The sequence below is a fragment of the Escherichia sp. XD33 genome, assembly GCF_019375075.1.
GTDB lineage: Bacteria > Pseudomonadota > Gammaproteobacteria > Enterobacterales > Enterobacteriaceae > Enterobacter > Enterobacter flexneri_A.
The window spans coordinates 186,346-213,260 of sequence record NZ_JAENDM010000003.1 but is presented as its reverse complement, the minus strand read 5'-3'; the positions used below and the strand labels follow the sequence as shown (position 1 = coordinate 213,260).

Here is a 26,915-nt window from a genome sequence, read left to right as displayed (position 1 = left end):
TGCCGTTACGCACCACCCCGTCAGTAGCTGAACAGGAGGGACAGCTGATAGAAACAGAAGCCACTGGAGCACCTCAAAAACACCATCATACACTAAATCAGTAAGTTGGCAGCATCACCGTTATTTCTGGTGCAGAAAGTTGGGAAGATATAGAGGATTTCGGGGAAACACATCTCGATTTCTTGAAGCAATATGGTGATTTTGAAAATGGTATTCCTGTTCACGATACTATTGCCAGAGTTGTATCCTGTATCAGTCCTGCAAAATTTCATGAGTGCTTTATTAACTGGATGCGTGACTGCCATTCTTCAGACGATAAAGACGTCATCGCAATTGATGGAAAAACGCTCCGGCACTCTTATGACAAGAGTCGCCGCAAGGGAGCGATTCATGTCATTAGTGCGTTCTCAACAATGCACAGTCTGGTCATCGGACAGATCAAGACGGATGAGAAATCTAATGAGATTACAGCTATCCCTGAACTTCTTAACATGTTAGATATTAAAGGAAAAATTATCACAACTGATGCGATGGGTTGCCAGAAAGATATTGCAGAGAAGATACAAAAACAGGGAGGTGATTATTTATTCGCTGTAAAAGGAAACCAGGGGCGGCTTAATAAAGCCTTTGAGGAAAAATTTCCGCTGAAAGAATTAAATAATCCCAAGCATGACAGTTACGCAATTAGTGAAAAGAGTCACGGCAGAGAAGAAACCCGTCTTCATATTGTTTGCGATGTCCCTGATGAGCTTATTGATTTCACGTTTGAATAGAAAGGGCAGCTATGGTTAGAAACTACCTGACGTCAGTCCTTGCGGGGAGCAGGCTTTCGTAAATTTGTCCTGCTACAACAGGATTAACTTCACAAATATCATTTCTCAACGTCTACACTTACTCCTGTAAACCGTTCAGGAGCAGTAATGAATCAGCAACGATTTGATGACAGCACCCTAATCCGTATCTTCGCCCTTCATGAGTTACATCGACTGAAAGAACATGGCTTAACGCGCGGGGCGCTTCTCGATTATCACAGCCGCTATAAACTCGTCTTTCTGGCGCATTCTCAGCCGGAGTACCGCAAACTTGGCCCGTTCGTGGCTGATATTCACCAGTGGCAAAATCTGGATGATTTTTACAACCAGTACTACCAACGCGTAATTGTTTTGCTTTCTCATCCCGCCAACCCGCGCGATCACACCAACGTTTTGATGCACGTTCAGGGTTATTTTCGCCCGCATATTGATTCCACAGAACGCCAGCAGTTGGCGGCGCTTATCGACAGTTATCGCCGTGGCGAGCAACCACTTCTTGCGCCGCTGATGCGTATCAAACACTATATGGCGCTTTATCCTGACGCCTGGCTTTCAGGGCAGCGTTATTTCGAACTTTGGCCGCGTGTGATTAACTTGCGCCATTCAGGAGTTTTATGATTACCCATCTGGTCTGGTTTCGCCAGGATTTACGTCTGCACGATAATCTCGCACTGGCTGCCGCCTGCCGCAATTCGTCTGCACGCGTGCTGGCGTTATATATCGCTACACCACGCCAGTGGGCGACGCATAACATGTCGCCGCGTCAGGCTGAACTTATCAATGCTCAACTGAATGGGCTACAAATAGCGCTTGCGGAAAAAGGTATTCCTTTATTGTTCCGTGAAGTGGATGACTTTGTCGCCAGTGTCGAAATAGTTAAACAGGTGTGCGCGGAAAACAGCGTTACCCACCTGTTTTATAACTATCAGTATGAAGTGAATGAGCGGGCGCGGGATGTGGAAGTTGAAAGAGCGCTGCGTAACGTGGTGTGTGAAGGATTTGATGACAGCGTGATCCTGCCGCCTGGCGCGGTGATGACCGGTAATCACGAGATGTACAAAGTCTTTACGCCTTTTAAGAATGCCTGGCTGAAACGGCTGCGGGAAGGGATGCCGGAGTGTGTCGCTGCGCCAAAAGTTCGTAGTAGCGGATCGATAGAGCCCGCGCCATCCATTACGCTGAATTATCCTCGTCAGTCTTTCGATACTGCGCATTTCCCGGTGGAAGAAAAAGCGGCGATTGCGCAATTACGCCAGTTTTGCCAGAACGGTGCCGGAGAATATGAGCAACAACGAGATTTTCCGGCAGTGGAAGGCACCAGTCGTTTGTCCGCCAGCCTGGCAACGGGCGGGTTATCGCCTCGCCAGTGTTTGCATCGCTTGTTGGCGGAACAGCCGCAGGCGCTGGACGGTGGGGCCGGTAGTGTCTGGCTTAGTGAGCTGATCTGGCGCGAGTTCTACCGTCATCTGATGACGTATTACCCCTCGTTGTGTAAACATTGTCCGTTTATTGCCTGGACGGATCGTGTGCAGTGGCAAAGCAATCCCGCACATTTACAGGCCTGGCAGAAAGGCAAAACGGGATACCCGATTGTTGATGCCGCTATGCGTCAGCTTAACAGCACTGGCTGGATGCATAACCGGCTACGGATGATTACAGCCAGTTTTCTGGTGAAAGATTTGTTGATCGACTGGCGCGAAGGCGAGCGATATTTCATGTCGCAGCTGATTGATGGTGATTTGGCAGCTAATAACGGTGGCTGGCAGTGGGCGGCTTCTACGGGTACTGATGCTGCGCCGTATTTTCGTATTTTCAATCCGATAACTCAGGGCGAGAAATTTGACCGTGAGGGCGAGTTTATTCGTCGATGGTTACCGGAGCTGCGCGATGTACCAGGGAAAGCGGTGCATGAGCCGTGGAAGTGGGCGCAGAAAGCAGGTGTGAAGCTGGATTATCCGCAACCGATAGTTGATCACAAAGAGGCAAGGCTGCGAACGCTGGCAGCGTACGAAGAAGCGAGGAAAGGAGCCTGATAAAACGCAGCGAGCGTTTTATCAGGTATGGTGCTGGCCTATTATGACTCCAGCGCCAGCGCGCGGTTTCTGAATTTCAGCGCCTGATACAGCCAAATCATCAGTACCAGTCCTACACACGCCAGTGCGCCCCAGGTAATTTGATCAAATACTTCAATATATGCATTGATGGAGTAGTTGATCGCCCCGGAAGCATCAAACGAAGCCTGCGATGTCTGATCGGCAATCACGCCCGCCAGATAGTTCGCGATCGCGCCAGAAAGCAGCATGTAGATGCCGGTTAATACGCCGGTCACGCCCGGAATTTCAATGCGCGTAATTTGCGACATGGCAACCGGGTCGATAAACAGTTCCGCAAAGCCCATCACCGCCAGGCCTAATACCATCAGTGGCAGAGAAGAGTGACCATACATTGCGGACCAGCGGGCGCTTAAGGTCAGAATGCAGAATCCGGCGCTCATCAGGCCAAGGCCAAGAGCAAATTTTCCCCAGATGCGCACGGTACGATTACCTGCGACGCTTTCTTTAACCACCCACGCCAGGAACACACCGCACAGCATAACTGCGAAGGCATTAATCGACTGGAACATAGCAGTCGGAACGGTATAACCAAACATATCGCGGTTAACGAAGCGGTCGATATAAAGGCTAATCGAGCTGCCGCCCTGTTGTGCGAAGGCCCAGAACAACATACTGAAGAAGGTGAGCGTCACAATCAGCCCCAGCTCCTTACGCTGTTTCTGGTTTTCTGCTTTGCGATAAATTTTTGCCAGTACACCCAGGCCAATAATAGTCGCGACAATTAAGGCGTATACCGACCACTCTTTCCAGAACAATACGGTAATCAGCGCAGGCGTTGCCACCAGCAGAACCAGCAGCCATCCCCAGTTAGGCAGGAGAAAGTTTGTCGCACGCAGTACTTTTTTATTAACGCCGCGGGTATGTGTGAAATGACGATTGCCACATAAGAAAATGACCAGACCCGCGATCATACCCACCGCCGCCAGGCCAAAGCCCATCGCCCAGCTGTACTCTTCCTGGGCGTAGCCACAGGCAATAGGTGCGATAATAGACCCCACGTTACCCGCTGCATACATCAGCGAGAAACCGCCATCACGACGCGGATCGGTTGGCTCATACAGCTCGCCGAGCAGGCAACTGACATTGGATTTAAACAGACCATAGCCACAAACGATTATCGCCAGGGACAGATAGAGGAATGACGGATGGATCTCACTGGCACCCAACACCACATGACCGATCGCCATCAATAACGCCCCCAGCATCACCGCCATGCGATTGCCGAGAACTTTATCCGCCAAAAAGCCACCGAGGATTGGCGTGACATACACCAGCGAACAGTAGGCGCTAAATAACTCGTAGGCGTGAGTATCGTTGTATTTTAGTTGATTGGTGAGATAGAGAATCAGCAGGGCACGCATGCCGTAAAAGCTAAAATATTCCCAGATTTGCAGCGCAACGACATAGTAAATAGCGCGCGGCTGTGATGCGTGTTTATTCATAATAATTCCACAATTGACGGCAACGTCACGTAATAGTTGCGCGGCGTGCTTGTGTTTCCTTAAAGTTAAAACTTTGATACAGATCTGATTATTTATGCATTATGCTGTCTGATTGCATAAATATACATTAGCTGAAGCGTGATGATATAACAATTTGCGTCTTTTGGCGTCGGGTTTGTTTCTTAATATGTCAAAAGATTGGCTATCGACGAACTGGCGAGGTAACGCTATGTTAACGGTGTAGCTATCAGAATACGGAAGGCGCGAAGATGAAAAACACCGAACTGGAACAACTGATTAACGAAAAACTGAACAGCGCGGCGATTAGTGATTACGCGCCGAATGGTTTGCAGGTGGAAGGCAAAGAGAAGGTGCAAAAAATTGTTACCGGTGTCACCGCCAGCCAGGCTTTGCTCGATGAGGCAGTGCGTCTGGGCGCGGATGCGGTCATTGTGCATCATGGCTACTTCTGGAAAGGAGAGTCTCCGGTCATTCGCGGAATGAAGCGTAACCGTTTAAAAACGTTGCTGGCGAATGATATCAACCTGTATGGCTGGCATTTGCCGCTTGACGCACATCCTGAGCTGGGCAATAACGCACAGCTGGCGGCGTTACTGGGGATCACGGTCATGGGCGAAATTGAGCCGTTGGTGCCGTGGGGCGAACTGACCATGCCTGTGCCGGGACTGGAGCTGGCTTCCTGGATTGAAGCGCGTCTGGGACGTAAGCCGTTATGGTGTGGCGATACCGGACCTGAGGTGGTCCAGCGCGTCGCCTGGTGCACGGGCGGCGGGCAAAGTTTTATCGATAGCGCCGCGCGTTTTGGCGTGGATGCTTTTATTACTGGCGAAGTTTCTGAACAGACCATTCATTCAGCCCGCGAGCAGGGATTGCATTTTTATGCTGCAGGTCACCATGCCACTGAACGTGGTGGTATTCGCGCATTGAGCGAGTGGCTGAATGAAAATACCGATCTTGATGTGACCTTTATTGATATTCCTAATCCTGCATAACGAATAATCAGAGGGATCGAAAGTGCAACGAGCGCGTTGTTATCTGATAGGTGAAACGGCGGTAGTGCTGGAACTGGAACCGCCGGTGACGCTGGCTAGCCAGAAACGGATCTGGCGACTGGCGCAGCGTCTGGTGGATATGCCGAATGTGGTTGAAGCCATTCCCGGCATGAACAATATCACGGTGATTTTGCGTAATCCTGAGTCGCTGGCGCTGGATGCCATAGAGCGTTTGCAACGCTGGTGGGAGGAGAGCGAGGCGCTGGAGCCGGAGTCTCGCTTTATTGAAATTCCGGTGGTTTACGGTGGTGCAGGCGGACCGGATTTGGCGGTGGTCGCGGCGCATTGCGGGTTGAGCGAAAAACAGGTTGTTGAATTGCACTCCTCCGTGGAATACGTGGTCTGGTTTTTAGGTTTTCAACCGGGCTTCCCGTATCTCGGGAGTTTACCGGAACAACTACACACGCCACGGCGCGCTGAACCGCGCTTACTCGTTCCGGCAGGTTCTGTCGGGATCGGCGGGCCGCAGACTGGTGTTTATCCGCTGGCAACGCCGGGTGGCTGGCAGTTGATTGGTCATACCTCACTCAGCCTGTTTGATCCGGCGCGTGACGAACCCATCTTATTACGTCCGGGAGACAGCGTGCGCTTTGTACCGCAGAAGGAGGGAGTATGCTGAAGATTATTCGTGCGGGCATGTATACCACTGTGCAGGATGGCGGTCGTCACGGTTTTCGCCAGTCGGGTATCAGCCACTGCGGCGCACTGGATATGCCCGCGTTACGCATTGCTAACCTACTGGTGGGTAATGACGCCAATGCCCCCGCGCTGGAGATCACGCTCGGTCAGTTAACTGTTGAGTTCGAAACTGATGGGTGGTTTGCTCTGACGGGTGCCGGTTGCGAAGCGCGGCTGGATGATAATGCCGTCTGGACCGGCTGGCGATTGCCGATGAAAGCAGGCCAGCGTTTAACGCTTAAACGCCCGCAGCACGGGATGCGCAGTTATCTGGCGGTCGCGGGTGGTATTGATGTTCCGCCGGTAATGGGCTCATGCAGCACCGATCTCAAAGTGGGGATTGGCGGGCTGGAAGGCCGTTTACTGAAGGATGGTGACCGACTCCCGATTGGCAAATCGAAGCGTGATTCTATGGAAGCGCAGGGCGTTAAACAGCTGCTGTGGGGCAACCGCATTCGCGCCTTGCCGGGGCCGGAATATCATGAGTTCGATCGCGCCTCGCAGGATGCATTCTGGCGTTCGCCCTGGCAGCTTAGCTCGCAAAGTAACCGCATGGGCTATCGCTTACAGGGGCAAATTTTAAAACGCACCACCGATCGCGAACTGTTATCTCACGGTTTGTTACCGGGCGTGGTGCAGGTGCCACATAACGGGCAGCCGATTGTGTTGATGAACGACGCACAGACCACCGGTGGTTACCCGCGTATTGCCTGTATCATTGAGGCTGATATGTACCATCTGGCGCAAATTCCGCTCGGTCAGCCGATTCATTTTGTCCAGTGTTCACTGGAAGAGGCACTGAAAGCGCGGCAAGATCAGCAACGTTATTTTGAACAATTAGCGTGGCGGCTGCACAATGAAAATTGACCTGAACGCCGATCTGGGCGAAGGCTGCGCCAGCGACGCAGAGCTATTAACGCTGGTTTCCTCTGCCAATATTGCTTGTGGATTTCATGCAGGCGATGCCCAAACCATGCAGGCTTGCGTGCGTGAAGCAATAAAAAATGGTGTCGCGATTGGCGCTCACCCGAGTTTTCCCGACAGGGAAAATTTTGGTCGCAGCGCCATGCAGCTGCCGCCAGAAACCGTTTACGCCCAGACGCTGTATCAAATTGGCGCGCTGGCAACGATTGCCCGTGCGCAAGGCGGCGTAATGCGTCATGTCAAACCGCACGGCATGTTGTACAACCAGGCGGCGAAAGAAGCACAACTGGCAGACGCCATCGCCAGAGCGGTATACGCTTGCGATCCGGCATTGATTCTCGTTGGGCTGGCAGGAAGCGAGCTGATTCGTGCAGGCAAGCAATATGGCCTGACAACGCGCGAGGAAGTGTTTGCCGATCGCGGTTATCAGGCTGACGGCTCGCTGGTGCCGCGAAGTCAGCCAGGCGCGTTGATTGAAAACGAAGAACAGGCGCTGGCGCAAACGCTAGAGATGGTGCAACACGGCAGAGTCAAAAGTATCACCGGCGAATGGGCAACGGTCACGGCGCAAACAGTCTGCCTGCATGGCGACGGCGAGCACGCACTGGCGTTCGCCCGCCGACTACGCTCTACATTTGCCGAAAAGGAGATTGTTGTCGCAGCATAACCCCGATTAATAAAGAATGAAAAAAGGATATCACCATGCCTGAAGGCCCGGAGATCCGCCGTGCAGCGGATAACCTGGAGGCGGCGATCAAAGGCAAACCACTAACTGATGTCTGGTTTGCCTTCCCGCAGTTAAAAACTTATCAATCACAACTTATCGGTCAACACGTTACCCATGTGGAAACGCGTGGTAAGGCGTTGTTAACTCATTTTTCCAACGACTTAACGCTCTACAGCCATAATCAGCTTTACGGCGTCTGGCGCGTGGTTGATACCGGCGAAGAGCCGCAGACCACGCGAGTATTGCGGGTAAAACTGCAAACGGCTGACAAAACCATTCTGCTTTATAGCGCCTCGGATATTGAGATGTTGAGGCCGGAACAACTGACCACGCATCCGTTTTTACAACGCGTTGGTCCCGATGTGCTGGATCCGAATCTGACGCCGGAGGTGGTAAAGGAACGGTTATTGTCACCGCGCTTTCGTAACCGTCAGTTTGCAGGATTACTGCTCGATCAGGCGTTTCTGGCTGGGCTTGGCAATTATTTGCGGGTGGAGATCCTCTGGCAGGTTGGGTTGACTGGAAATCATAAAGCGAAAGATCTCAATGCGGCGCAACTGGATGCACTCGCACACGCGTTACTGGAGATTCCTCGATTTTCCTACGCTACGCGGGGGCAGGTGGATGAGAATAAGCATCATGGGGCGCTGTTTCGCTTTAAGGTTTTTCATCGAGATGGCGAACCGTGCGAACGTTGTGGCAGCATCATTGAGAAAACCACGCTGTCATCTCGCCCGTTTTACTGGTGCCCTGGCTGCCAGCACTAGGCCGACCGCTTCGGCGCATAGGTTGAAATAAACCGCGCAATGGCAGGCCCTGTCAGCAAAATACTGAACAGGCGTAGGGTTTGCATCGCCATAATGAGCGCCATATCGGCATTGCTCCCTGCGGCGATGACCGCCACGGTATCAAGCCCGCCGGGGCTGGTGGCGAGGTAGGCAGTCATAAAATCAATGTGCATAAACCGGGTCAGCCCCCACGCCATACCCGCACAAATAGCCAGCAGAGCAAAAATCGACAGCAGGATTTGCGGTAGCGGGCGTAGTGCCCGCAGTAAGATTTGTTTATCGAAACCAAGACCAATCCGCCAGCCAATTGCCATATACGCCATCGCCAGCAGCCATTCCGGTAGTTCGATGGTGATGAGCTGACCAGACTGGAGCACTGCGCCCGCCAGCATCGGGATGAGCATCGTGCCGGAAGGAAGACGCAGCAGGCATCCCACTGTACCGGCAACGACCGCGAGCAAAATAGTAAGCAGGAGATTAATGCTCACTGGCGGGAACCAGACGATATGCTGGTTAACCGCTTCAGCGTTATCGCCCAGCATCATGCGGGTGACCAGAACAGCGGCCCCCGCGACGAACAGCACTCGCAGATATTGCATAAACGCCACCAGGCGAATATCTGCGCCGTAATCTTGCGCCATAGCGACCATTGCCGCCGCGCCGCCAGGAGAGGAGCCCCAGGCACCGGTATTTCCAGGCAATGAGCTATAGCGCACCAATAACCAACCCACAATGGCGCTGGAAAGCAGCGTTACCAGTAAAATTGCAAGCACGATCGGCCAGTTGACGGCCAGGGTGGTGAGAATCGAACCAGTGAGGTTTTGCGCAATCATGCAGCCAAGAATGGCCTGGGCGGCGAGAAAAGCAGAGCGGGGAAGTTGCAGAGTAATTCCGCGCATACTAAAGATGATCCCGGCGATCATCGGCCCAAGTAATAGCGCCGCCGGGAGATGTACCGCGAGGAAACCAATAGAAAGGAGAAGTGATAGCACACATAACATTCCCCACTGCAAAACTGGCATCCTTCGCTCCCTCATTATTTTCTCTTTGGTGTATCGATACAGCATAAAGAAAGCTGGGCCAGGAAAAAATAACAGCAATCAAGGAAAAGGGGAAAATCAGCAATTTTCTGAAAGAGATGCCCTTTCCGGCGGCAAAGGGCATCATGGTAAATCAGTTATAGTTAATCTTAAAAAGCACCACTGTATCGAAGGGGCCAGCCTCGATGGGGGTGCCTGGAATGGACGAAAGTTCAGCCGTATAGGTTTTTTCGTAGACCAACATGTCACTGGTGAAATCGGCGTATTCAGCATATTTATTGAAGGTATAAGGCGAGGCGTTTTCATCCAGTAAACGTAGCTTCAGACCATTACCAATCAACAATGCTTTATCTTCTTCAACCAACGTTTCTTCGGTATAAAAGGAGGAACTGACTTTAAATCCGTCGGTGCATTGATCGTTTTGGCTCTTGGTCGTTTTAATACTGAACGTTTTCGACATTGTGTGGCGACGTATATCCAGCAAATTAAATTTACCAAAATCAATCACCTGTGTTTCCGGTGAAATGGAAAAATTGACGCTGCAATCCAGCACGCGAATGTTTTCCAGACCAGTAATATGATATTTCAGGTTTTGGGCAGTAGGGTCTTCGTTAACGCTACCGGCACCGTCAAATTGCACGACGATATAGTCGCTAAGCGTACTTTGATAATCATGCGGCGGCATTTCTCGTATTTTGACGTATAACCGCATGCGAGCGAGAAAGGTACGCGACATATGAATATTAGCGGGATCGCCCGAGCAAATTTTGTTCTGCCATCCCATCACGATGATCTGCTCAGGGGTATAAATATCAATGTTCTTACTGTCGATACACTGGTTAGTGTCGATGCGACTTTTTCCCAGACTGGCATCGTAATCGACACCGTTGTATGTCACGCCGAGTTGATAATAACGATCCTGCACCCCCGGATAGGGGTTTACCCAGGCGTAGACATGCTCGCTTTCAAAGTTGCCGTTGGTATTGTTGTCACAATAGACGGGAATTTTAATATCGTCAGATTCCCAGATCTTATCACCGGGTTTGGCATTGCCTGGTACAGCAAACGGTTGAATCGCTTCTGATTTTTCTACTGCGCCACCAGATGTACCAAAATAGCAGTTCAGCGCCATTGCAGACTTCAACGGCAGAAATAACAGGCAGATGACGAGCAACAATCCCTTGCCAGCACTCATTTCGCCTCCACTGCTTGTAAACGGCATTGTCCGCTGCAGTTGAGCGTCGTCATGCGTAATGCGCCGTAATCATCCATATAACCGAGATAAAACTGGCTGCCGCTATAACTTCCGGTGTTTGTGTTGACCGTACTAAAAGGTGCAACCATCACGGTTTTGAAGCCTGGGAGAACGCCTTTTTCATTTCTCCCCAGATAGGCAATGGTCAGATAATACGCGGTAGGATTTTTCAGTGTCAGTTGGTTGCCCTGCTGGCTGACCTGTAACTGCAGTTCGACCTTTTCTCCTGCTTTCTTGCGTAATGCAGCCGGTCGCCAGAACAATTTAATACGACTTTGAATAGCGACCTGAAGTATCGCATGGTCGCTGCTTTTATCCGGAGCGGGAGGAATTTCGCGCATATTGTAGAAAAATAGCGTTTCGCGATCGCCAGGTAATTGTGTGGTTGAGGCTTGTTTCACAACCCGCACCTGCGATGTCGCTTTCGGTTCCAGACGTTGAATAGGGGGCAAAGCGACCAGAAGAGCATCGCTTTTCTCCCCTTTTTCATTTTCTATCCAGGAATAAGCAAGATAAGGCAGTTTGTCACTTTGGTTTTCGATACGCAGGCTGGTGGCTTTGTCATTGGCGTTAAACACAATGCGTGTGCGATCGGGTTGCACCGCAGCATTGCAGCCCAAGCTGATGGTTAACAACATTAAGGGTAATCCTTTAATAAATGTCATTCTCTTTTCCTTAATTAATGACAAGGTAAAATCAGGCGTTTGGTCGTGTCTTCCAGACGTTCTGGCAGATGAATAATGCAGCTTTGCTCACCCCAGACCACGGTAAACAGTTGATTTTCAGCGACACCGCTTAACCAGGCATGTCCTTCCTCGCCAACCATACCCACGCTAATGCCGCTATCATCCTGGCGGATATCCGCACCGAGGGGAGGGTACTGACCGCTGGCGTTGCGTATGATGACGTTAACGTCTTTACCGGAACGGGAAGCCAGTGATTTGTAACCTATCGCGCCTTCAATCCATGTTTCCTTGATGACGTTTTCTGCAACTGTTACGCCGTCGGGTAAGTCATTCATGTTCACCGCCACGGTGGAAGGCTGATAACTGGAAATCAACGGCACCACCGCAATGCCAAAATGGTTGGTGTAGTCGAGATTGCCCTGAACCGGAATATCTGCCACGCCATCGGTGCTGACCATCAGGCGTGGTTCATTGGTAGAGCTGCGGCGATGAAACGCTGCACCATATTGGGTTGCGGTGAAAGAACCGCTCCAGCTGCTGCTGACGGAACTGTAATCATTGGCGGCATAGGTACCAGAAATATCCCACTCACCCGCTGAACTCAGATGCTGATAGTTACCGCTCACCTGGGCTCCATTGTCCGGACGATCGGATTGCAGTCCGGCAGACATGCCCCAGCTATTACGTTCATCCAGCGTATCGTTCCACGACATGCGGTGTATGGTGCTGTGGCTACTGTTTTGCATGTCATAGCCAACCCGACCACCGTTACCGAAGGGGAGCGAAATTGACAGATAAATCTGGTTGTCGCGATCTTTATCTTCGTAGTGGGTCGTATTGAATGACGTCGAAATCGAGATATCTCTCCAGTCACCAATATCAACATTAAAACCTGCTGTGATGTTGGCGGTCGTGGAGGCGTCTGCATTCCACCTGGTTTGATGTAGCAGGTTGGCGTAAAGATTGAGGTTTAGTGGGGTAATCGGTTGGCCCACGGATAAGCTGATCGTCTGTTTTTCGTCCTGCGCATCGCTGTCGTTGTATTTGTGATCCAGATAGTTGGCGTAGCTGTGAAAATGACGATCTGAGAAGCGATAAGCGGCGAGCGAAATCGTGCTGTTGGTGGCATCCACTTGTTTGCTGTAATTAAAACGGTAGCTTAAGCCCCGCTCGTCCTGCTGAGTATCAAAATGGCTACTGGCCCACGTGACATCAAACGACAGCGCACCAAGCCACAGCATATTTTGCCCAATACCCATTGCGGCAGAATGGTAGTCATCACCAGAAAGCAGCAGGCCGCCGTACAGCGAGGTGTTTGACAGCATCCCCCAGGAAACTTCATTGCTAAAAAAGGTTTCATTTTCAGTTTGATGTGACATGGAGGGCCGTGGCTGACCCGCGGCCAGTTTATAGCGAACCTGTCCCTGACGAGTCAGGAAGGGCGTCGATGCTGCCGAAACCTGGAAATTGTTCACCCGACCATCTTCTTCCGTCACTTTGACATCAAGCGTGCCCTGAACAGACTGATTGAGGTCATCAATAATAAACGGTCCCGGAGGGACTTTTTTCTGGTAAATGACGCGACCTGATTGACTGATCGTCACCGTGGCATTGGTCTGTGCAATACCGCTAATTTGTGGGGCGTATCCGCGTAGCTCCCATGGCAACATTCGATCGTCACTCGCCAGTGCCGCGCCAGTATAAGAAAAACCATCGAAAATATTGGAACTGAAATCGGTTTCGCCGAGGGTTAATTTAGAGCCTAATTGCGGTAATGGACGAAAAAGATAGGTGCGCGATATTCCGCCTGACTGTTCATGGCTATCTTCGCTATCGGTGTTATTAAGCTGGTAATCACTGCGTAAGCGCCATGACCCGGCGTTAATTCCGGTGGTACCGTAGGCGTTCAGGTTAGTGCTGCTGCTGCCGTCCTGTGGGCGGTAGTTGCTGGCAAACAGGTTATAATCCATCAGGACCCCGGCAACACCTTCTTTCCATGTAGAGGGGGGAGCCCAGTTTTCTGAGTGCCACGCCAGCCAGGCTTGCGGAATACTAATATTCAGTTGCTGATTGGCTTGATCGAAATTGAAGAGCATTTCAGGTCGGGAACTGAAATCAATACACCGATCTATCTGTGGCAAGGACTGACGGATATCTGGTTTTAAACCAAATTTATCGACCAGTGAATCATTGATGCATGGAATGGTTTTGTCACCCTTTTTTTGCCAGTTGATTTTTTGCCCATTACTGATTTGGTTGTTATTCACCGCAACGCTAACAAAATATTCACCGGGAGCAATGACTCCTTTTTCCTTTAATAATGAAATATCAATGCGGTCGCGCATTGATTTATCGAGAACATTCAGATTAAATTCGACCGCCAATGCGCAAGGCATCGCCATGACCAGGCAGGATACAAAAGAGAGTCGATAAATATTCACGGTGTCCATACCTGATAAATATTTGAAGAAAGGCGGCGATAGCGCCGCCAAAGTAATACTTATTTATAATCCAGCACGTAGGTCGCATTCGCTGTAACTGCGCCTGGCGTTACAGGTGTAGCCTGATCAATTTGTTCCATCCAGGCAAAGAAATTCAGCGTTTGTTCGCTGGAGGTCGGAGCCAGGTCGATATCTGGAGTAGCGGTGCCTAAAACGATATTGCTTTGATCTTTATTCATTAAACGTACGCCGACGCCGGTGGCTTCACCCGTGCTGGTGTTGTTGAGAATCGGATCTGCGCCGGTGGTTTTCGCTGAGCTATCAAAGGTGACTGCAACTTTAGAAATCTTGCCACCGGAACCGTTGCTGGAGTTTTCCAGATCACAGTTGACTAAGCGCAGGTCGACAGCAACGGCATCGCTGTGATGTGACTGATTAATGTGGCTGGTGGTCACCTGACCGAGTTCAACCTCTTTATCAATATCATCCTGATGTATTTCACACGGTGCTTCAATAACTTCACCTTTAAAGTGAATTTCACCGGATCCTTCATCAGCTGCATAAACAGGTGCAGTGAATAGCAGAGATATGGCCAGAGCGGTCAATGTTTTTTGTCCTTTAAACATAACTGAGTCCTTTAAATAATGAGATAGAGTGTTGCGTGGCAAGAATATATAAAATGACAATTGAATGTATTTGGTTTTATTTAATAATATTAAAAAGCTTGTGATATAAAGAATGGAATAATTGAGTGCATAAATTTATTGTTTAATGAGATGAAGGATGGGGTGGGATGGATATGCATAATTTTCATTGGGTTAACAATGTTACCGGCAGGGAAGTATAAAAATAAACTTATCATTCTGCTCAGTATGTGACTTGTCTCATTTTTTCACCTTATTAATGGGTATTTGCATCTGGTTTAATTTTTACAATTTTTTATGTTCAGCCATATAAAAAAGAACCCGCTCTATTAAAGGCGGGTCCGGAAAGTAAACGGCTTAGCAATCAATCATTAACGCTTGATATCGCTTTTAAAGTCGCGTTTTTCATATCCTGTATACAGCTGACGCGGACGGGCAATCTTCATACCGTCACTGTGCATCTCGCTCCAGTGGGCGATCCAGCCAACGGTACGTGCCATTGCGAAAATGACGGTGAACATGGAAGACGGAATACCCATCGCTTTCAGGATGATACCAGAGTAGAAATCGACGTTCGGGTACAGTTTCTTCTCGATAAAGTACGGGTCGTTCAGCGCGATGTTTTCCAGCTCCATAGCCACTTCCAGCAGGTCATCCTTCGTGCCCAGCTCTTTCAGCACTTCATGGCAGGTTTCACGCATTACGGTGGCGCGCGGGTCGTAATTTTTGTACACGCGGTGACCGAAGCCCATCAGGCGGAAAGAATCATTTTTATCTTTCGCACGACGAACAAATTCCGGAATGTGTTTAACGGAGCTGATTTCTTCCAGCATTTTCAGCGCTGCTTCGTTAGCACCACCGTGCGCAGGTCCCCACAGTGAAGCAATACCTGCTGCGATACAGGCAAACGGGTTCGCACCCGAAGAGCCAGCGGTACGCACGGTGGAGGTGGAGGCGTTCTGTTCATGGTCAGCGTGCAGGATCAAAATACGGTCCATAGCACGTTCCAGAATCGGATTAACTTCATACGGTTCGCACGGCGTAGAGAACATCATATTCAGGAAGTTACCGGCGTAGGAGAGATCGTTGCGCGGGTAAACAAATGGCTGACCAATGGAATACTTGTAACACATCGCTGCCATGGTCGGCATTTTCGACAGCAGGCGGAACGCGGCAATTTCACGATGACGAGGATTGTTAACATCCAGCGAGTCGTGATAGAACGCCGCCAGCGCGCCGGTAATACCACACATGACTGCCATTGGATGTGAGTCGCGACGGAAAGCGTGGAACAGACGGGTAATCTGCTCGTGGATCATGGTATGACGGGTCACCGTAGTTTTAAATTCGTCATACTGTTCCTGAGTCGGTTTTTCACCATTCAGCAGGATGTAACAAACTTCCAGGTAGTTAGAATCGGTCGCCAGCTGATCGATCGGGAAACCGCGGTGCAGCAAAATACCTTCATCACCATCAATAAAAGTAATTTTAGATTCGCAGGATGCGGTTGAAGTGAAGCCAGGGTCAAAGGTGAACACACCTTTTGAACCGAGAGTACGGATATCAATAACATCTTGACCCAGCGTGCCTTTCAGCACATCCAGTTCAACAGCTGTGTCCCCGTTGAGGGTGAGTTTTGCTTTTGTATCAGCCATTTAAGGTCTCCTTAGCGCCTTATTGCGTAAGACTGCCGGAACTTAAATTTGCCTTCGCACATCAACCTGGCTTTACCCGTTTGTTATTTGGCTCGCCGCTCTGTGAAAGAGGGGAAAACCTGGGTACAGAGCTCTGGGCGCTTGCAGGTAAAGGATCCATTGATGACGAATAAATGGCGAATCAAGTACTTAGCAATCCGAATTATTAAACTTGTCTACCACTAATAACTGTCCCGAATGAATTGGTCAATACTTCCACACTGTTACATAAGTTAATCTTAGGTGAAATACCGACTTCATAACTTTTACGCATTATATGCTTTTCCTGGTAATGTTTGTAACAACTTTGTTGAATGATTGTCAAATTAGATGATTAAAAATTAAATAAATGTTGTTATCGTGACCTAGATCACTGTTCAGGATAAAACCCGACAAACTATATGTAGGTTAATTGTAATGATTTTGTGAACGGCCTATACTGCCGCCAGGTCTCCGGAACACCCTGCAATCCCGAGCCACCCAGCGTTGTAACGTGTCGTTTTCGCATCTGGAAGCAGTGTTTTGCATGACGCGCAGTTATAGAAAGGACGCTGTCTGACCCGCAAGCAGACCGGAGGAAGGAAATCCCGACGTCTCCAGGTAACAGAAAGTTAACCTCTGTGCCCGTAGTCCCCAGGGAATAATAAGAACAGCATGTGGGCGTTATTCATGATAAGAAATGTGAAAAAACAAAGACCTGTTAATCTGGACCTACAGACCATCCGGTTCCCCATCACGGCGATAGCGTCCATTCTCCATCGCGTTTCCGGTGTGATCACCTTTGTTGCAGTGGGCATCCTGCTGTGGCTTCTGGGTACCAGCCTCTCTTCCCCTGAAGGTTTCGAGCAAGCTTCCGCGATTATGGGCAGCTTCTTCGTCAAATTTATCATGTGGGGCATCCTTACCGCTCTGGCGTATCACGTCGTCGTAGGTATTCGCCACATGATGATGGATTTTGGCTATCTGGAAGAAACATTCGAAGCGGGTAAACGCTCCGCCAAAATCTCCTTTGTTATTACTGTCGTGCTTTCACTTCTCGCAGGAGTCCTCGTATGGTAAGCAACGCCTCCGCATTAGGACGCAATGGCGTACATGATTTCATCCTCGTTCGCGCTACCGCTATCGTCCTGACGCTCTACATCATTTATATGGTCGGTTTTTTCGCTACCAGTGGCGAGCTGACATATGAAGTCTGGATCGGTTTCTTCGCCTCTGCGTTCACCAAAGTGTTCACCCTGCTGGCGCTGTTTTCTATCTTGATCCATGCCTGGATCGGCATGTGGCAGGTGTTGACCGACTACGTTAAACCGCTGGCCTTGCGCCTGATGCTGCAACTGGTGATTGTCGTTGCTCTGGTGGTTTACGTGATTTATGGATTCGTTGTGGTGTGGGGTGTGTGATGAAATTGCCAGTCAGAGAATTTGATGCAGTTGTGATTGGTGCCGGTGGCGCAGGTATGCGCGCGGCGCTGCAAATTTCCCAGAGCGGTCAAACCTGTGCGCTGCTCTCTAAAGTCTTCCCGACCCGTTCCCATACCGTTTCTGCGCAAGGCGGCATTACCGTTGCGCTGGGTAATACCCATGAAGATAACTGGGAATGGCATATGTACGACACCGTAAAAGGTTCGGACTATATCGGTGACCAGGACGCGATTGAATATATGTGTAAAACCGGGCCGGAAGCGATTCTGGAACTCGAACACATGGGCCTGCCGTTCTCGCGTCTTGATGATGGTCGTATCTATCAACGTCCGTTTGGCGGTCAGTCGAAAAACTTCGGCGGCGAGCAGGCGGCACGCACTGCGGCAGCAGCTGACCGTACCGGTCACGCACTGTTGCATACCCTTTATCAGCAGAACCTGAAAAACCACACCACTATTTTCTCCGAGTGGTATGCGCTGGATCTGGTGAAAAACCAGGATGGCGCGGTGGTGGGTTGTACTGCACTGTGCATCGAAACTGGTGAAGTGGTTTATTTCAAAGCCCGCGCTACCGTGCTGGCGACTGGCGGGGCAGGGCGTATTTATCAGTCCACCACTAACGCCCACATTAACACTGGCGACGGCGTCGGCATGGCTATCCGCGCAGGCGTACCGGTGCAGGATATGGAAATGTGGCAGTTCCACCCGACCGGTATTGCCGGTGCGGGCGTACTGGTCACCGAAGGTTGCCGTGGTGAAGGCGGTTATCTGCTGAACAAACATGGCGAACGCTTTATGGAGCGTTATGCGCCGAACGCCAAAGACCTGGCGGGCCGTGACGTGGTGGCGCGTTCCATCATGATTGAAATCCGTGAAGGTCGCGGCTGTGATGGTCCGTGGGGGCCACATGCGAAACTGAAACTCGACCACCTGGGTAAAGAAGTTCTCGAATCCCGTCTGCCGGGTATTCTGGAACTCTCCCGTACCTTCGCTCACGTTGATCCGGTGAAAGAGCCGATTCCGGTTATCCCAACCTGTCACTACATGATGGGTGGTATTCCGACCAAAGTGACCGGTCAGGCGCTGACGGTGAACGAGAAAGGCGAAGATGTGGTTGTTCCGGGGCTGTTTGCCGTTGGTGAAATCGCTTGTGTATCGGTACACGGCGCTAACCGTCTGGGCGGCAACTCGCTGCTGGACCTGGTGGTCTTTGGTCGCGCAGCGGGTCTGCATCTGCAAGAGTCTATCGCCGAGCAGGGCGCATTGCGCGATGCCAGCGAGTCTGATGTTGAAGCATCTCTGGATCGTCTGAACCGCTGGAACAATAATCGTAACGGTGAAGATCCGGTGGCGATTCGTAAAGCGCTGCAAGAATGTATGCAGCATAACTTCTCGGTCTTCCGTGAAGGTGATGCGATGGCGAAAGGGCTTGAGCAGTTGAAAGTTATCCGCGAGCGTCTGAAAAATGCCCGTCTGGATGACACTTCCAGCGAGTTCAACACCCAGCGCGTTGAGTGCCTGGAACTGGATAACCTGATGGAAACGGCGTATGCAACGGCTGTTTCTGCCAACTTCCGTACCGAAAGCCGTGGCGCGCATAGCCGCTTCGACTTCCCGGATCGTGATGATGAAAACTGGCTGTGCCACTCCCTGTATCTGCCAGAGTCGGAATCCATGACGCGCCGAAGCGTCAACATGGAACCGAAACTGCGCCCGGCATTCCCGCCGAAGATTCGTACTTACTAATGCGGAGACAGGAAAATGAGACTCGAGTTTTCAATTTATCGCTATAACCCGGATGTTGATGATGCTCCGCGTATGCAGGATTACACCCTGGAAGCGGAAGAAGGTCGCGACATGATGTTGCTGGATGCGCTTATCCAGCTGAAAGAGAAAGATCCCAGCCTGTCGTTCCGCCGCTCCTGCCGTGAAGGTGTGTGCGGTTCCGACGGTCTGAACATGAACGGCAAGAATGGTCTGGCCTGTATTACCCCGATTTCGGCACTCAACCAGCCGGGCAAGAAGATTGTGATTCGCCCGCTGCCAGGTTTACCGGTGATCCGCGATTTGGTGGTAGACATGGGACAATTCTATGCGCAATATGAGAAAATTAAGCCTTACCTGTTGAATAATGGACAAAATCCGCCAGCTCGCGAGCATTTACAGATGCCAGAGCAGCGCGAAAAACTCGACGGGCTGTATGAATGTATTCTCTGCGCATGTTGTTCAACCTCTTGTCCGTCTTTCTGGTGGAATCCCGATAAGTTTATCGGCCCGGCAGGCTTGTTAGCGGCATATCGTTTCCTGATCGATAGCCGTGATACCGAGACTGACAGCCGCCTCGACGGTTTGAGCGATGCATTCAGTGTATTCCGCTGTCACAGCATCATGAACTGCGTCAGTGTATGTCCGAAGGGGCTGAACCCGACGCGCGCCATCGGCCATATCAAGTCGATGTTGTTGCAACGTAATGCGTAATTAAATGTTGATGCCGGGGAAATCCCCCGGCTATTCAGGAAATCTTTAAAAACTGCCCCTGACACTAAGACAGTTTTTAAAGGTTCCTTCGCGAGCCACTACGTAGACAAGAGCTCGCAAGTGAACCCCGGCACGCACATCACTGTGCGTGGTAGTATCCACGGCGAAGTAAGCATAAAAAAGATGCTTAAGGGATCACGATGCAGAACAGCGCTTTGAAAGCCTGGTTGGACTCTTCTTACCTCTCTGGCGCAAACCAGAGCTGGATAGAACAGCTCTATGAAGACTTCTTAACCGATCCTGACTCGGTTGACGCTAACTGGCGTTCGACGTTCCAGCAGTTACCTGGTACGGGAGTCAAACCGGATCAATTCCACTCTCAAACGCGTGAATATTTCCGCCGCCTGGCGAAAGACGCTTCACGTTACTCTTCAACGATCTCCGACCCTGACACCAATGTGAAGCAGGTAAAAGTCCTGCAGCTCATTAACGCATACCGCTTCCGTGGTCACCAGCATGCGAATCTCGATCCGCTGGGACTGTGGCAGCAAGATAAAGTGGCCGATCTGGATCCGTCTTTCCACGATCTGACCGAAGCAGACTTCCAGGAGACCTTCAACGTCGGTTCATTTGCCAGCGGCAAAGAAACCATGAAACTCGGCGAGCTGCTGGAAGCCCTCAAGCAAACCTACTGCGGCCCGATTGGTGCCGAGTATATGCACATCACCAGCACCGAAGAAAAACGCTGGATCCAACAGCGTATCGAGTCTGGTCGCGCGACTTTCAATAGCGAAGAGAAAAAACGCTTCTTAAGCGAACTGACCGCCGCTGAAGGCCTTGAACGTTACCTCGGCGCAAAATTCCCTGGCGCAAAACGCTTCTCGCTGGAAGGCGGTGACGCGTTAATCCCGATGCTTAAAGAGATGATCCGCCACGCTGGCAACAGCGGCACCCGCGAAGTGGTTCTCGGGATGGCGCACCGTGGTCGTCTGAACGTGCTGGTGAACGTGCTGGGTAAAAAACCGCAAGACTTGTTCGACGAGTTCGCCGGTAAACATAAAGAACACCTCGGCACGGGTGACGTGAAATACCACATGGGCTTCTCGTCTGACTTCCAGACCGATGGCGGCCTGGTGCACCTGGCGCTGGCGTTTAACCCGTCTCACCTTGAGATTGTAAGCCCGGTAGTTATCGGTTCTGTTCGTGCCCGTCTGGACAGACTTGATGAGCCGAGCAGCAACAAAGTGCTGCCAATCACCATCCACGGTGACGCCGCAGTGACCGGGCAGGGTGTGGTTCAGGAAACTCTGAACATGTCGAAAGCGCGTGGTTATGAAGTTGGCGGTACGGTACGTATCGTTATCAACAACCAGGTTGGTTTCACCACCTCTAATCCGCTGGATGCTCGTTCTACACCGTACTGTACTGATATCGGTAAGATGGTTCAGGCACCGATTTTCCACGTTAACGCGGATGATCCGGAAGCCGTTGCCTTTGTGACCCGTCTGGCGCTCGATTTCCGTAACACCTTTAAACGTGATGTCTTCATCGACCTGGTGTGCTACCGCCGTCACGGCCACAACGAAGCCGACGAGCCGAGCGCAACCCAGCCGCTGATGTATCAGAAAATCAAAAAACATCCGACGCCGCGCAAAATCTATGCTGACAAGCTGGAGCAGGAAAAAGTGGCGACGCTGGAAGATGCCACCGAGATGGTTAACCTGTACCGCGATGCGCTGGATGCTGGCGATTGCGTAGTGGCAGAGTGGCGTCCGATGAACATGCACTCTTTCACCTGGTCGCCGTATCTCAACCACGAATGGGACGAAGAGTACCCGAACAAAGTTGAGATGAAGCGCCTGCAGGAACTGGCTAAACGCATCAGCACGGTGCCGGAAGCGGTTGAAATGCAGTCTCGCGTTGCCAAAATTTATGGCGATCGCCAGGCGATGGCTGCCGGTGAGAAACTGTTCGACTGGGGCGGCGCGGAAAACCTCGCTTACGCCACGCTGGTTGACGAAGGCATTCCGGTTCGCCTGTCGGGTGAAGACTCCGGTCGCGGTACCTTCTTCCACCGCCACGCGGTGATCCACAACCAGTCTAACGGTTCCACTTACACGCCGCTGCAACACATCCATAACGGCCAGGGCGCGTTCCGTGTCTGGGACTCCGTACTGTCTGAAGAAGCAGTGCTGGCGTTTGAATACGGTTATGCCACCGCAGAACCACGCACTCTGACTATCTGGGAAGCGCAGTTCGGTGACTTCGCCAACGGTGCGCAGGTGGTTATCGACCAGTTCATCTCCTCTGGCGAACAGAAATGGGGCCGGATGTGTGGTCTGGTGATGTTGCTGCCGCACGGTTATGAAGGGCAGGGGCCGGAGCACTCCTCCGCGCGTCTGGAACGTTATCTGCAACTTTGTGCTGAGCAAAACATGCAGGTGTGCGTACCGTCTACCCCGGCACAGGTTTACCACATGCTGCGTCGTCAGGCGCTGCGCGGGATGCGTCGTCCGCTGGTCGTGATGTCGCCGAAATCCCTGCTGCGTCATCCGCTGGCGGTTTCCAGCCTCGAAGAACTGGCGAACGGCACCTTCCTGCCAGCCATCGGTGAAATCGACGAGCTTGATCCGAAGGGTGTGAAGCGCGTAGTGATGTGTTCTGGTAAGGTTTATTACGACCTGCTGGAACAACGTCGTAAGAACAATCAACACGATGTCGCCATTGTGCGTATCGAGCAACTCTACCCGTTCCCGCATAAAGCGATGCAGGAAGTGTTGCAGCAGTTTGCTCACGTCAAGGATTTTGTCTGGTGCCAGGAAGAGCCGCTCAACCAGGGCGCATGGTACTGCAGCCAGCATCATTTCCGTGAAGTGATTCCGTTTGGGGCTTCTCTGCGTTATGCAGGCCGCCCGGCCTCCGCCTCTCCGGCGGTAGGGTATATGTCCGTTCACCAGAAACAGCAACAAGATCTGGTTAATGACGCGCTGAACGTCGAATAAATAAAGGATACACAATGAGTAGCGTAGATATTCTGGTCCCTGACCTGCCTGAATCCGTAGCCGATGCCACCGTCGCAACCTGGCATAAAAAACCCGGCGACGCAGTCGTACGTGATGAAGTGCTGGTAGAAATCGAAACTGACAAAGTGGTACTGGAAGTACCGGCATCAGCAGACGGCATTCTGGATGCGGTTCTGGAAGATGAAGGTACAACGGTAACGTCTCGTCAGATCCTTGGTCGCCTGCGTGAAGGCAACAGCGCCGGTAAAGAAACCAGCGCCAAATCTGAAGAGAAAGCGTCCACTCCGGCGCAACGCCAGCAGGCGTCTCTGGAAGAGCAAAACAACGATGCGTTAAGCCCGGCGATCCGTCGCCTGCTGGCTGAACACAATCTCGACGCCAGCGCCATTAAAGGCACCGGTGTGGGTGGTCGTCTGACTCGTGAAGATGTGGAAAAACATCTGGCGAAAGCCCCGGCGAAAGAGTCTGCTCCGGCAGCGGCTGCTCCGGCGGCGCAACCGGCTCTGGCTGCACGTAGTGAAAAACGTGTCCCGATGACTCGCCTGCGTAAGCGTGTGGCAGAGCGTCTGCTGGAAGCGAAAAACTCCACCGCCATGCTGACCACGTTCAACGAAGTCAACATGAAGCCGATTATGGATCTGCGTAAGCAGTACGGTGAAGCGTTTGAAAAACGCCACGGCATCCGTCTGGGCTTTATGTCCTTCTACGTGAAAGCGGTGGTTGAAGCCCTGAAACGTTACCCGGAAGTGAACGCTTCTATCGACGGCGATGACGTGGTTTACCACAACTATTTCGACGTCAGCATGGCGGTTTCTACGCCGCGCGGCCTGGTGACGCCGGTTCTGCGTGATGTCGATACCCTCGGCATGGCAGACATCGAGAAGAAAATCAAAGAGCTGGCAGTCAAAGGCCGTGACGGCAAGCTGACCGTTGAAGATCTGACCGGTGGTAACTTCACCATCACCAACGGTGGTGTGTTCGGTTCCCTGATGTCTACGCCGATCATCAACCCGCCGCAGAGCGCAATTCTGGGTATGCACGCTATCAAAGATCGTCCGATGGCGGTGAATGGTCAGGTTGAGATCCTGCCGATGATGTACCTGGCGCTGTCCTACGATCACCGTCTGATCGATGGTCGCGAATCCGTGGGCTTCCTGGTAACGATCAAAGAGTTGCTGGAAGATCCGACGCGTCTGCTGCTGGACGTGTAGTAGTTTAAGTTTCACCTGCACTGTAGACCGGATAAGGCATTATCGCCTTCTCCGGCAATTGAAGCCTGATGCGACGCTGACGCGTCTTATCAGGCCTACGGGACCACCAATGTAGGTCGGATAAGGCGCTAGCGCCGCATCCGACAAGCGATGCCTGATGTGACGGTTAACGTGTCTTATCAGGCCTACGGGGACCACCAATGTAGGTCGGATAAGGCGCAAGCGCCGCATCCGACAAGCGATGCCTGATGTGACGTTTAACGTGTCTTATCAGGCCTACGGGTGACCGACAATGCCCGGAAGCGATACGAAATATTCGGTCTACGGTTTAAAAGATAACGATTACTGAAGGATGGACAGAACACATGAACTTACATGAATATCAGGCAAAACAACTTTTTGCCCGCTATGGCTTACCAGCACCGGTGGGTTATGCCTGTACTACTCCGCGCGAAGCAGAAGAAGCCGCTTCAAAAATCGGTGCCGGTCCGTGGGTAGTGAAATGTCAGGTTCACGCTGGTGGCCGCGGTAAAGCGGGCGGTGTGAAAGTTGTAAACAGCAAAGAAGACATCCGTGCTTTTGCAGAAAACTGGCTCGGCAAGCGTCTGGTAACGTATCAAACAGATGCCAATGGCCAACCGGTTAACCAGATTCTGGTTGAAGCAGCGACCGATATCGCTAAAGAGCTGTATCTCGGTGCCGTTGTAGACCGTAGTTCCCGTCGTGTGGTCTTTATGGCCTCCACCGAAGGCGGCGTGGAAATCGAAAAAGTGGCGGAAGAAACTCCGCACCTGATCCACAAAGTTGCGCTTGATCCGCTGACTGGCCCGATGCCGTATCAGGGACGCGAGCTGGCGTTCAAACTGGGTCTGGAAGGTAAACTGGTTCAGCAGTTCACCAAAATCTTCATGGGCCTGGCGACCATTTTCCTGGAGCGCGACCTGGCGTTGATCGAAATCAACCCGCTGGTCATCACCAAACAGGGCGATCTGATTTGCCTCGACGGCAAACTGGGCGCTGACGGCAACGCACTGTTCCGCCAGCCTGATCTGCGCGAAATGCGTGACCAGTCGCAGGAAGATCCGCGTGAAGCACAGGCTGCACAGTGGGAACTGAACTACGTTGCGCTGGACGGTAACATCGGTTGTATGGTTAACGGCGCAGGTCTGGCGATGGGTACGATGGACATCGTTAAACTGCACGGCGGCGAACCGGCTAACTTCCTTGACGTTGGCGGCGGCGCAACCAAAGAACGTGTAACCGAAGCGTTCAAAATCATCCTCTCTGACGACAAAGTGAAAGCCGTTCTGGTTAACATCTTCGGCGGTATCGTTCGTTGCGACCTGATCGCTGACGGTATCATCGGCGCGGTAGCAGAAGTGGGTGTTAACGTACCGGTCGTGGTACGTCTGGAAGGTAACAACGCCGAACTCGGCGCGAAGAAACTGGCTGACAGCGGCCTGAATATTATTGCAGCAAAAGGTCTGACGGATGCAGCTCAGCAGGTTGTTGCCGCAGTGGAGGGGAAATAATGTCCATTTTAATCGATAAAAACACCAAGGTTATCTGCCAGGGCTTTACCGGTAGCCAGGGGACTTTCCACTCAGAACAGGCCATTGCATACGGCACTAAAATGGTTGGCGGCGTAACCCCAGGTAAAGGCGGCACCACCCACCTCGGCCTGCCGGTGTTCAACACCGTGCGTGAAGCCGTTGCTGCCACTGGCGCTACCGCTTCTGTTATCTACGTACCAGCACCGTTCTGCAAAGACTCCATTCTGGAAGCCATCGACGCAGGCATCAAACTGATTATCACCATCACTGAAGGCATCCCGACGCTGGATATGCTGACCGTGAAAGTGAAGCTGGATGAAGCAGGCGTTCGTATGATCGGCCCGAACTGCCCAGGCGTTATCACTCCGGGTGAATGCAAAATCGGTATCCAGCCTGGTCACATTCACAAACCGGGTAAAGTGGGTATCGTTTCCCGTTCCGGTACACTGACCTATGAAGCGGTTAAACAGACCACGGATTACGGTTTCGGTCAGTCGACCTGTGTCGGTATCGGCGGTGACCCGATCCCGGGCTCTAACTTTATCGACATTCTCGAAATGTTCGAAAAAGATCCGCAGACCGAAGCGATCGTGATGATCGGTGAGATCGGCGGTAGCGCTGAAGAAGAAGCAGCTGCGTACATCAAAGAGCACGTTACCAAGCCAGTTGTGGGTTACATCGCTGGTGTGACTGCGCCGAAAGGCAAACGTATGGGCCACGCGGGTGCCATCATTGCCGGTGGGAAAGGGACTGCGGATGAGAAATTCGCTGCTCTGGAAGCCGCAGGCGTGAAAACCGTTCGCAGCCTGGCGGATATCGGTGAAGCACTGAAAACTGTTCTGAAATAAATATCTGTAATAAGAAATAGCCCTCGCCGCTTCCCTCTACAGGAATGGCGAAGGGCTGTCGGTT

24 protein-coding genes and 1 pseudogene are annotated in these 26,915 nt (G+C 51.6%); 16 read left to right on the top strand and 9 right to left on the bottom strand.

The genetic code is table 11. The features are described 5' to 3' along the window. Nucleotides 1-64: IS1 family transposase (locus tag K0778_RS03910; protein WP_001676991.1), on the bottom strand; the 64-nt coding region annotated here is incomplete at its 3' end. A 55-nt stretch (nucleotides 65-119) separates the two neighbouring features. Between K0778_RS03910 and K0778_RS03905 the strand changes: the two are divergent. From K0778_RS03905 to phrB, 3 genes and pseudogenes are all read left to right on the top strand, one after another. Beyond that, a pseudogene (locus K0778_RS03905) lies at nucleotides 120-770 on the top strand (ISAs1 family transposase); the annotation flags it as partial. 150 nt (nucleotides 771-920) lie between these two features. Next, nucleotides 921-1,430 (top strand): YbgA family protein, encoded by a 510-nt coding sequence (locus K0778_RS03900; RefSeq protein ID WP_001076004.1) that lies wholly within the window; start codon nucleotides 921-923, stop codon nucleotides 1,428-1,430. Beyond that, complete coding sequence (gene phrB, locus K0778_RS03895; protein WP_000628038.1) at nucleotides 1,427-2,845, top strand: deoxyribodipyrimidine photo-lyase; 1,419 nt, start codon at nucleotides 1,427-1,429, stop codon at nucleotides 2,843-2,845. The genes K0778_RS03900 and phrB overlap by 4 nt, the downstream gene beginning before the upstream one ends. A gap of 41 nt (nucleotides 2,846-2,886) precedes the next feature. Here phrB and dtpD read toward each other — a convergent pair whose 3' ends face one another. Further along, nucleotides 2,887-4,368 (bottom strand): dipeptide permease DtpD, encoded by a 1,482-nt coding sequence (dtpD, locus tag K0778_RS03890; protein ID WP_001032694.1) that lies wholly within the window; start codon nucleotides 4,366-4,368, stop codon nucleotides 2,887-2,889. A 269-nt stretch (nucleotides 4,369-4,637) separates the two neighbouring features. Here dtpD and ybgI point away from each other — a divergent pair, with 269 nt between their 5' ends. From ybgI to nei, 5 genes are read left to right on the top strand one after another with little or no spacing between them, the layout of a single operon-like run. Then, complete coding sequence (gene ybgI / locus K0778_RS03885) at nucleotides 4,638-5,381, top strand: radiation resistance protein YbgI (RefSeq protein WP_001619234.1); 744 nt, start codon at nucleotides 4,638-4,640, stop codon at nucleotides 5,379-5,381. Between the two features lie 22 nt (nucleotides 5,382-5,403). Further along, complete coding sequence (pxpB, locus tag K0778_RS03880) at nucleotides 5,404-6,060, top strand: 5-oxoprolinase subunit PxpB (RefSeq protein ID WP_001188343.1); 657 nt, start codon at nucleotides 5,404-5,406, stop codon at nucleotides 6,058-6,060. Continuing rightward, nucleotides 6,054-6,986: a 5-oxoprolinase subunit PxpC gene (gene pxpC / locus K0778_RS03875; RefSeq protein ID WP_000912724.1), complete on the top strand. Its 933-nt coding sequence runs from the start codon at nucleotides 6,054-6,056 to the stop codon at nucleotides 6,984-6,986. The genes pxpB and pxpC overlap by 7 nt, the downstream gene beginning before the upstream one ends. Continuing rightward, complete coding sequence (pxpA, locus tag K0778_RS03870) at nucleotides 6,976-7,710, top strand: 5-oxoprolinase subunit PxpA (protein ID WP_000687130.1); 735 nt, start codon at nucleotides 6,976-6,978, stop codon at nucleotides 7,708-7,710. Before pxpC ends, pxpA begins: the two co-directional genes overlap by 11 nt. A 35-nt stretch (nucleotides 7,711-7,745) precedes the next feature. Continuing rightward, on the top strand, nucleotides 7,746-8,537 hold the full coding sequence (gene nei / locus K0778_RS03865) for an endonuclease VIII (RefSeq protein WP_001114026.1): 792 nt from the start codon (nucleotides 7,746-7,748) through the stop codon (nucleotides 8,535-8,537). Here nei and K0778_RS03860 read toward each other — a convergent pair. The 7 genes from K0778_RS03860 to K0778_RS03830 all read right to left on the bottom strand — a co-directional run bounded on the left by K0778_RS03860 (nucleotide 8,534) and on the right by K0778_RS03830 (nucleotide 16,592). After that, nucleotides 8,534-9,580 (bottom strand): AbrB family transcriptional regulator, encoded by a 1,047-nt coding sequence (locus K0778_RS03860; protein ID WP_001336221.1) that lies wholly within the window; start codon nucleotides 9,578-9,580, stop codon nucleotides 8,534-8,536. The genes nei and K0778_RS03860 overlap by 4 nt on opposite strands. 151 nt (nucleotides 9,581-9,731) lie before the next feature. After that, entirely contained in the window at nucleotides 9,732-10,793 is a 1,062-nt protein-coding gene (locus K0778_RS03855; protein WP_063084849.1) for a fimbrial protein, read from the bottom strand. Next, on the bottom strand, nucleotides 10,790-11,518 hold the full coding sequence (locus tag K0778_RS03850) for a molecular chaperone (protein ID WP_000142799.1): 729 nt from the start codon (nucleotides 11,516-11,518) through the stop codon (nucleotides 10,790-10,792). The genes K0778_RS03855 and K0778_RS03850 overlap by 4 nt, the downstream gene beginning before the upstream one ends. Nucleotides 11,519-11,532: 14 nt before the next feature. Beyond that, nucleotides 11,533-13,989 (bottom strand): fimbria/pilus outer membrane usher protein, encoded by a 2,457-nt coding sequence (locus K0778_RS03845; RefSeq protein WP_072131817.1) that lies wholly within the window; start codon nucleotides 13,987-13,989, stop codon nucleotides 11,533-11,535. 50 nt (nucleotides 13,990-14,039) lie between these two features. Then, on the bottom strand, nucleotides 14,040-14,606 hold the full coding sequence (locus K0778_RS03840) for a fimbrial protein (RefSeq protein WP_000472430.1): 567 nt from the start codon (nucleotides 14,604-14,606) through the stop codon (nucleotides 14,040-14,042). A gap of 389 nt (nucleotides 14,607-14,995) precedes the next feature. Further along, nucleotides 14,996-16,279: a citrate synthase gene (gene gltA / locus K0778_RS03835; protein WP_000785834.1), complete on the bottom strand. Its 1,284-nt coding sequence runs from the start codon at nucleotides 16,277-16,279 to the stop codon at nucleotides 14,996-14,998. 205 nt (nucleotides 16,280-16,484) lie between these two features. After that, on the bottom strand, nucleotides 16,485-16,592 hold the full coding sequence (locus K0778_RS03830; RefSeq protein WP_001305582.1) for a hypothetical protein: 108 nt from the start codon (nucleotides 16,590-16,592) through the stop codon (nucleotides 16,485-16,487). 380 nt (nucleotides 16,593-16,972) lie between these two features. On the opposite strand from K0778_RS03830, the gene sdhC reads away from it, so the two are divergent. The 8 genes from sdhC (at nucleotide 16,973) to sucD (ending at nucleotide 26,851) form a co-directional block, all read left to right on the top strand. Further along, nucleotides 16,973-17,377, top strand: coding sequence for a succinate dehydrogenase cytochrome b556 subunit (gene sdhC / locus K0778_RS03825; RefSeq protein ID WP_000263347.1), 405 nt, complete (start codon nucleotides 16,973-16,975; stop codon nucleotides 17,375-17,377). Beyond that, nucleotides 17,371-17,718 carry a succinate dehydrogenase membrane anchor subunit gene (gene sdhD, locus K0778_RS03820; RefSeq protein WP_000254365.1) on the top strand — a complete coding sequence of 116 codons (348 nt, stop codon included), beginning with the start codon at nucleotides 17,371-17,373 and terminating at the stop codon, nucleotides 17,716-17,718. The genes sdhC and sdhD overlap by 7 nt, the downstream gene beginning before the upstream one ends. Beyond that, nucleotides 17,718-19,484 (top strand): succinate dehydrogenase flavoprotein subunit, encoded by a 1,767-nt coding sequence (gene sdhA, locus K0778_RS03815; protein ID WP_000775540.1) that lies wholly within the window; start codon nucleotides 17,718-17,720, stop codon nucleotides 19,482-19,484. The genes sdhD and sdhA overlap by 1 nt, the downstream gene beginning before the upstream one ends. 15 nt (nucleotides 19,485-19,499) lie before the next feature. Beyond that, nucleotides 19,500-20,216: a succinate dehydrogenase iron-sulfur subunit SdhB gene (gene sdhB, locus K0778_RS03810; RefSeq protein WP_001235263.1), complete on the top strand. Its 717-nt coding sequence runs from the start codon at nucleotides 19,500-19,502 to the stop codon at nucleotides 20,214-20,216. Between the two features lie 200 nt (nucleotides 20,217-20,416). Next, nucleotides 20,417-23,218 (top strand): 2-oxoglutarate dehydrogenase E1 component, encoded by a 2,802-nt coding sequence (sucA, locus tag K0778_RS03805; protein WP_001181473.1) that lies wholly within the window; start codon nucleotides 20,417-20,419, stop codon nucleotides 23,216-23,218. Nucleotides 23,219-23,232: 14 nt separating this feature from the next. Beyond that, the gene (odhB, locus tag K0778_RS03800) at nucleotides 23,233-24,450 is read left to right on the top strand and encodes a 2-oxoglutarate dehydrogenase complex dihydrolipoyllysine-residue succinyltransferase (protein ID WP_000099823.1); all 1,218 of its coding nucleotides are present in this window, start codon (nucleotides 23,233-23,235) and stop codon (nucleotides 24,448-24,450) included. A gap of 365 nt (nucleotides 24,451-24,815) precedes the next feature. Next, nucleotides 24,816-25,982: an ADP-forming succinate--CoA ligase subunit beta gene (gene sucC / locus K0778_RS03795; RefSeq protein ID WP_001048602.1), complete on the top strand. Its 1,167-nt coding sequence runs from the start codon at nucleotides 24,816-24,818 to the stop codon at nucleotides 25,980-25,982. After that, entirely contained in the window at nucleotides 25,982-26,851 is an 870-nt protein-coding gene (gene sucD, locus K0778_RS03790; RefSeq protein WP_000025458.1) for a succinate--CoA ligase subunit alpha, read from the top strand. Before sucC ends, sucD begins: the two co-directional genes overlap by 1 nt. Nucleotides 26,852-26,915 lie beyond the last annotated feature (64 nt).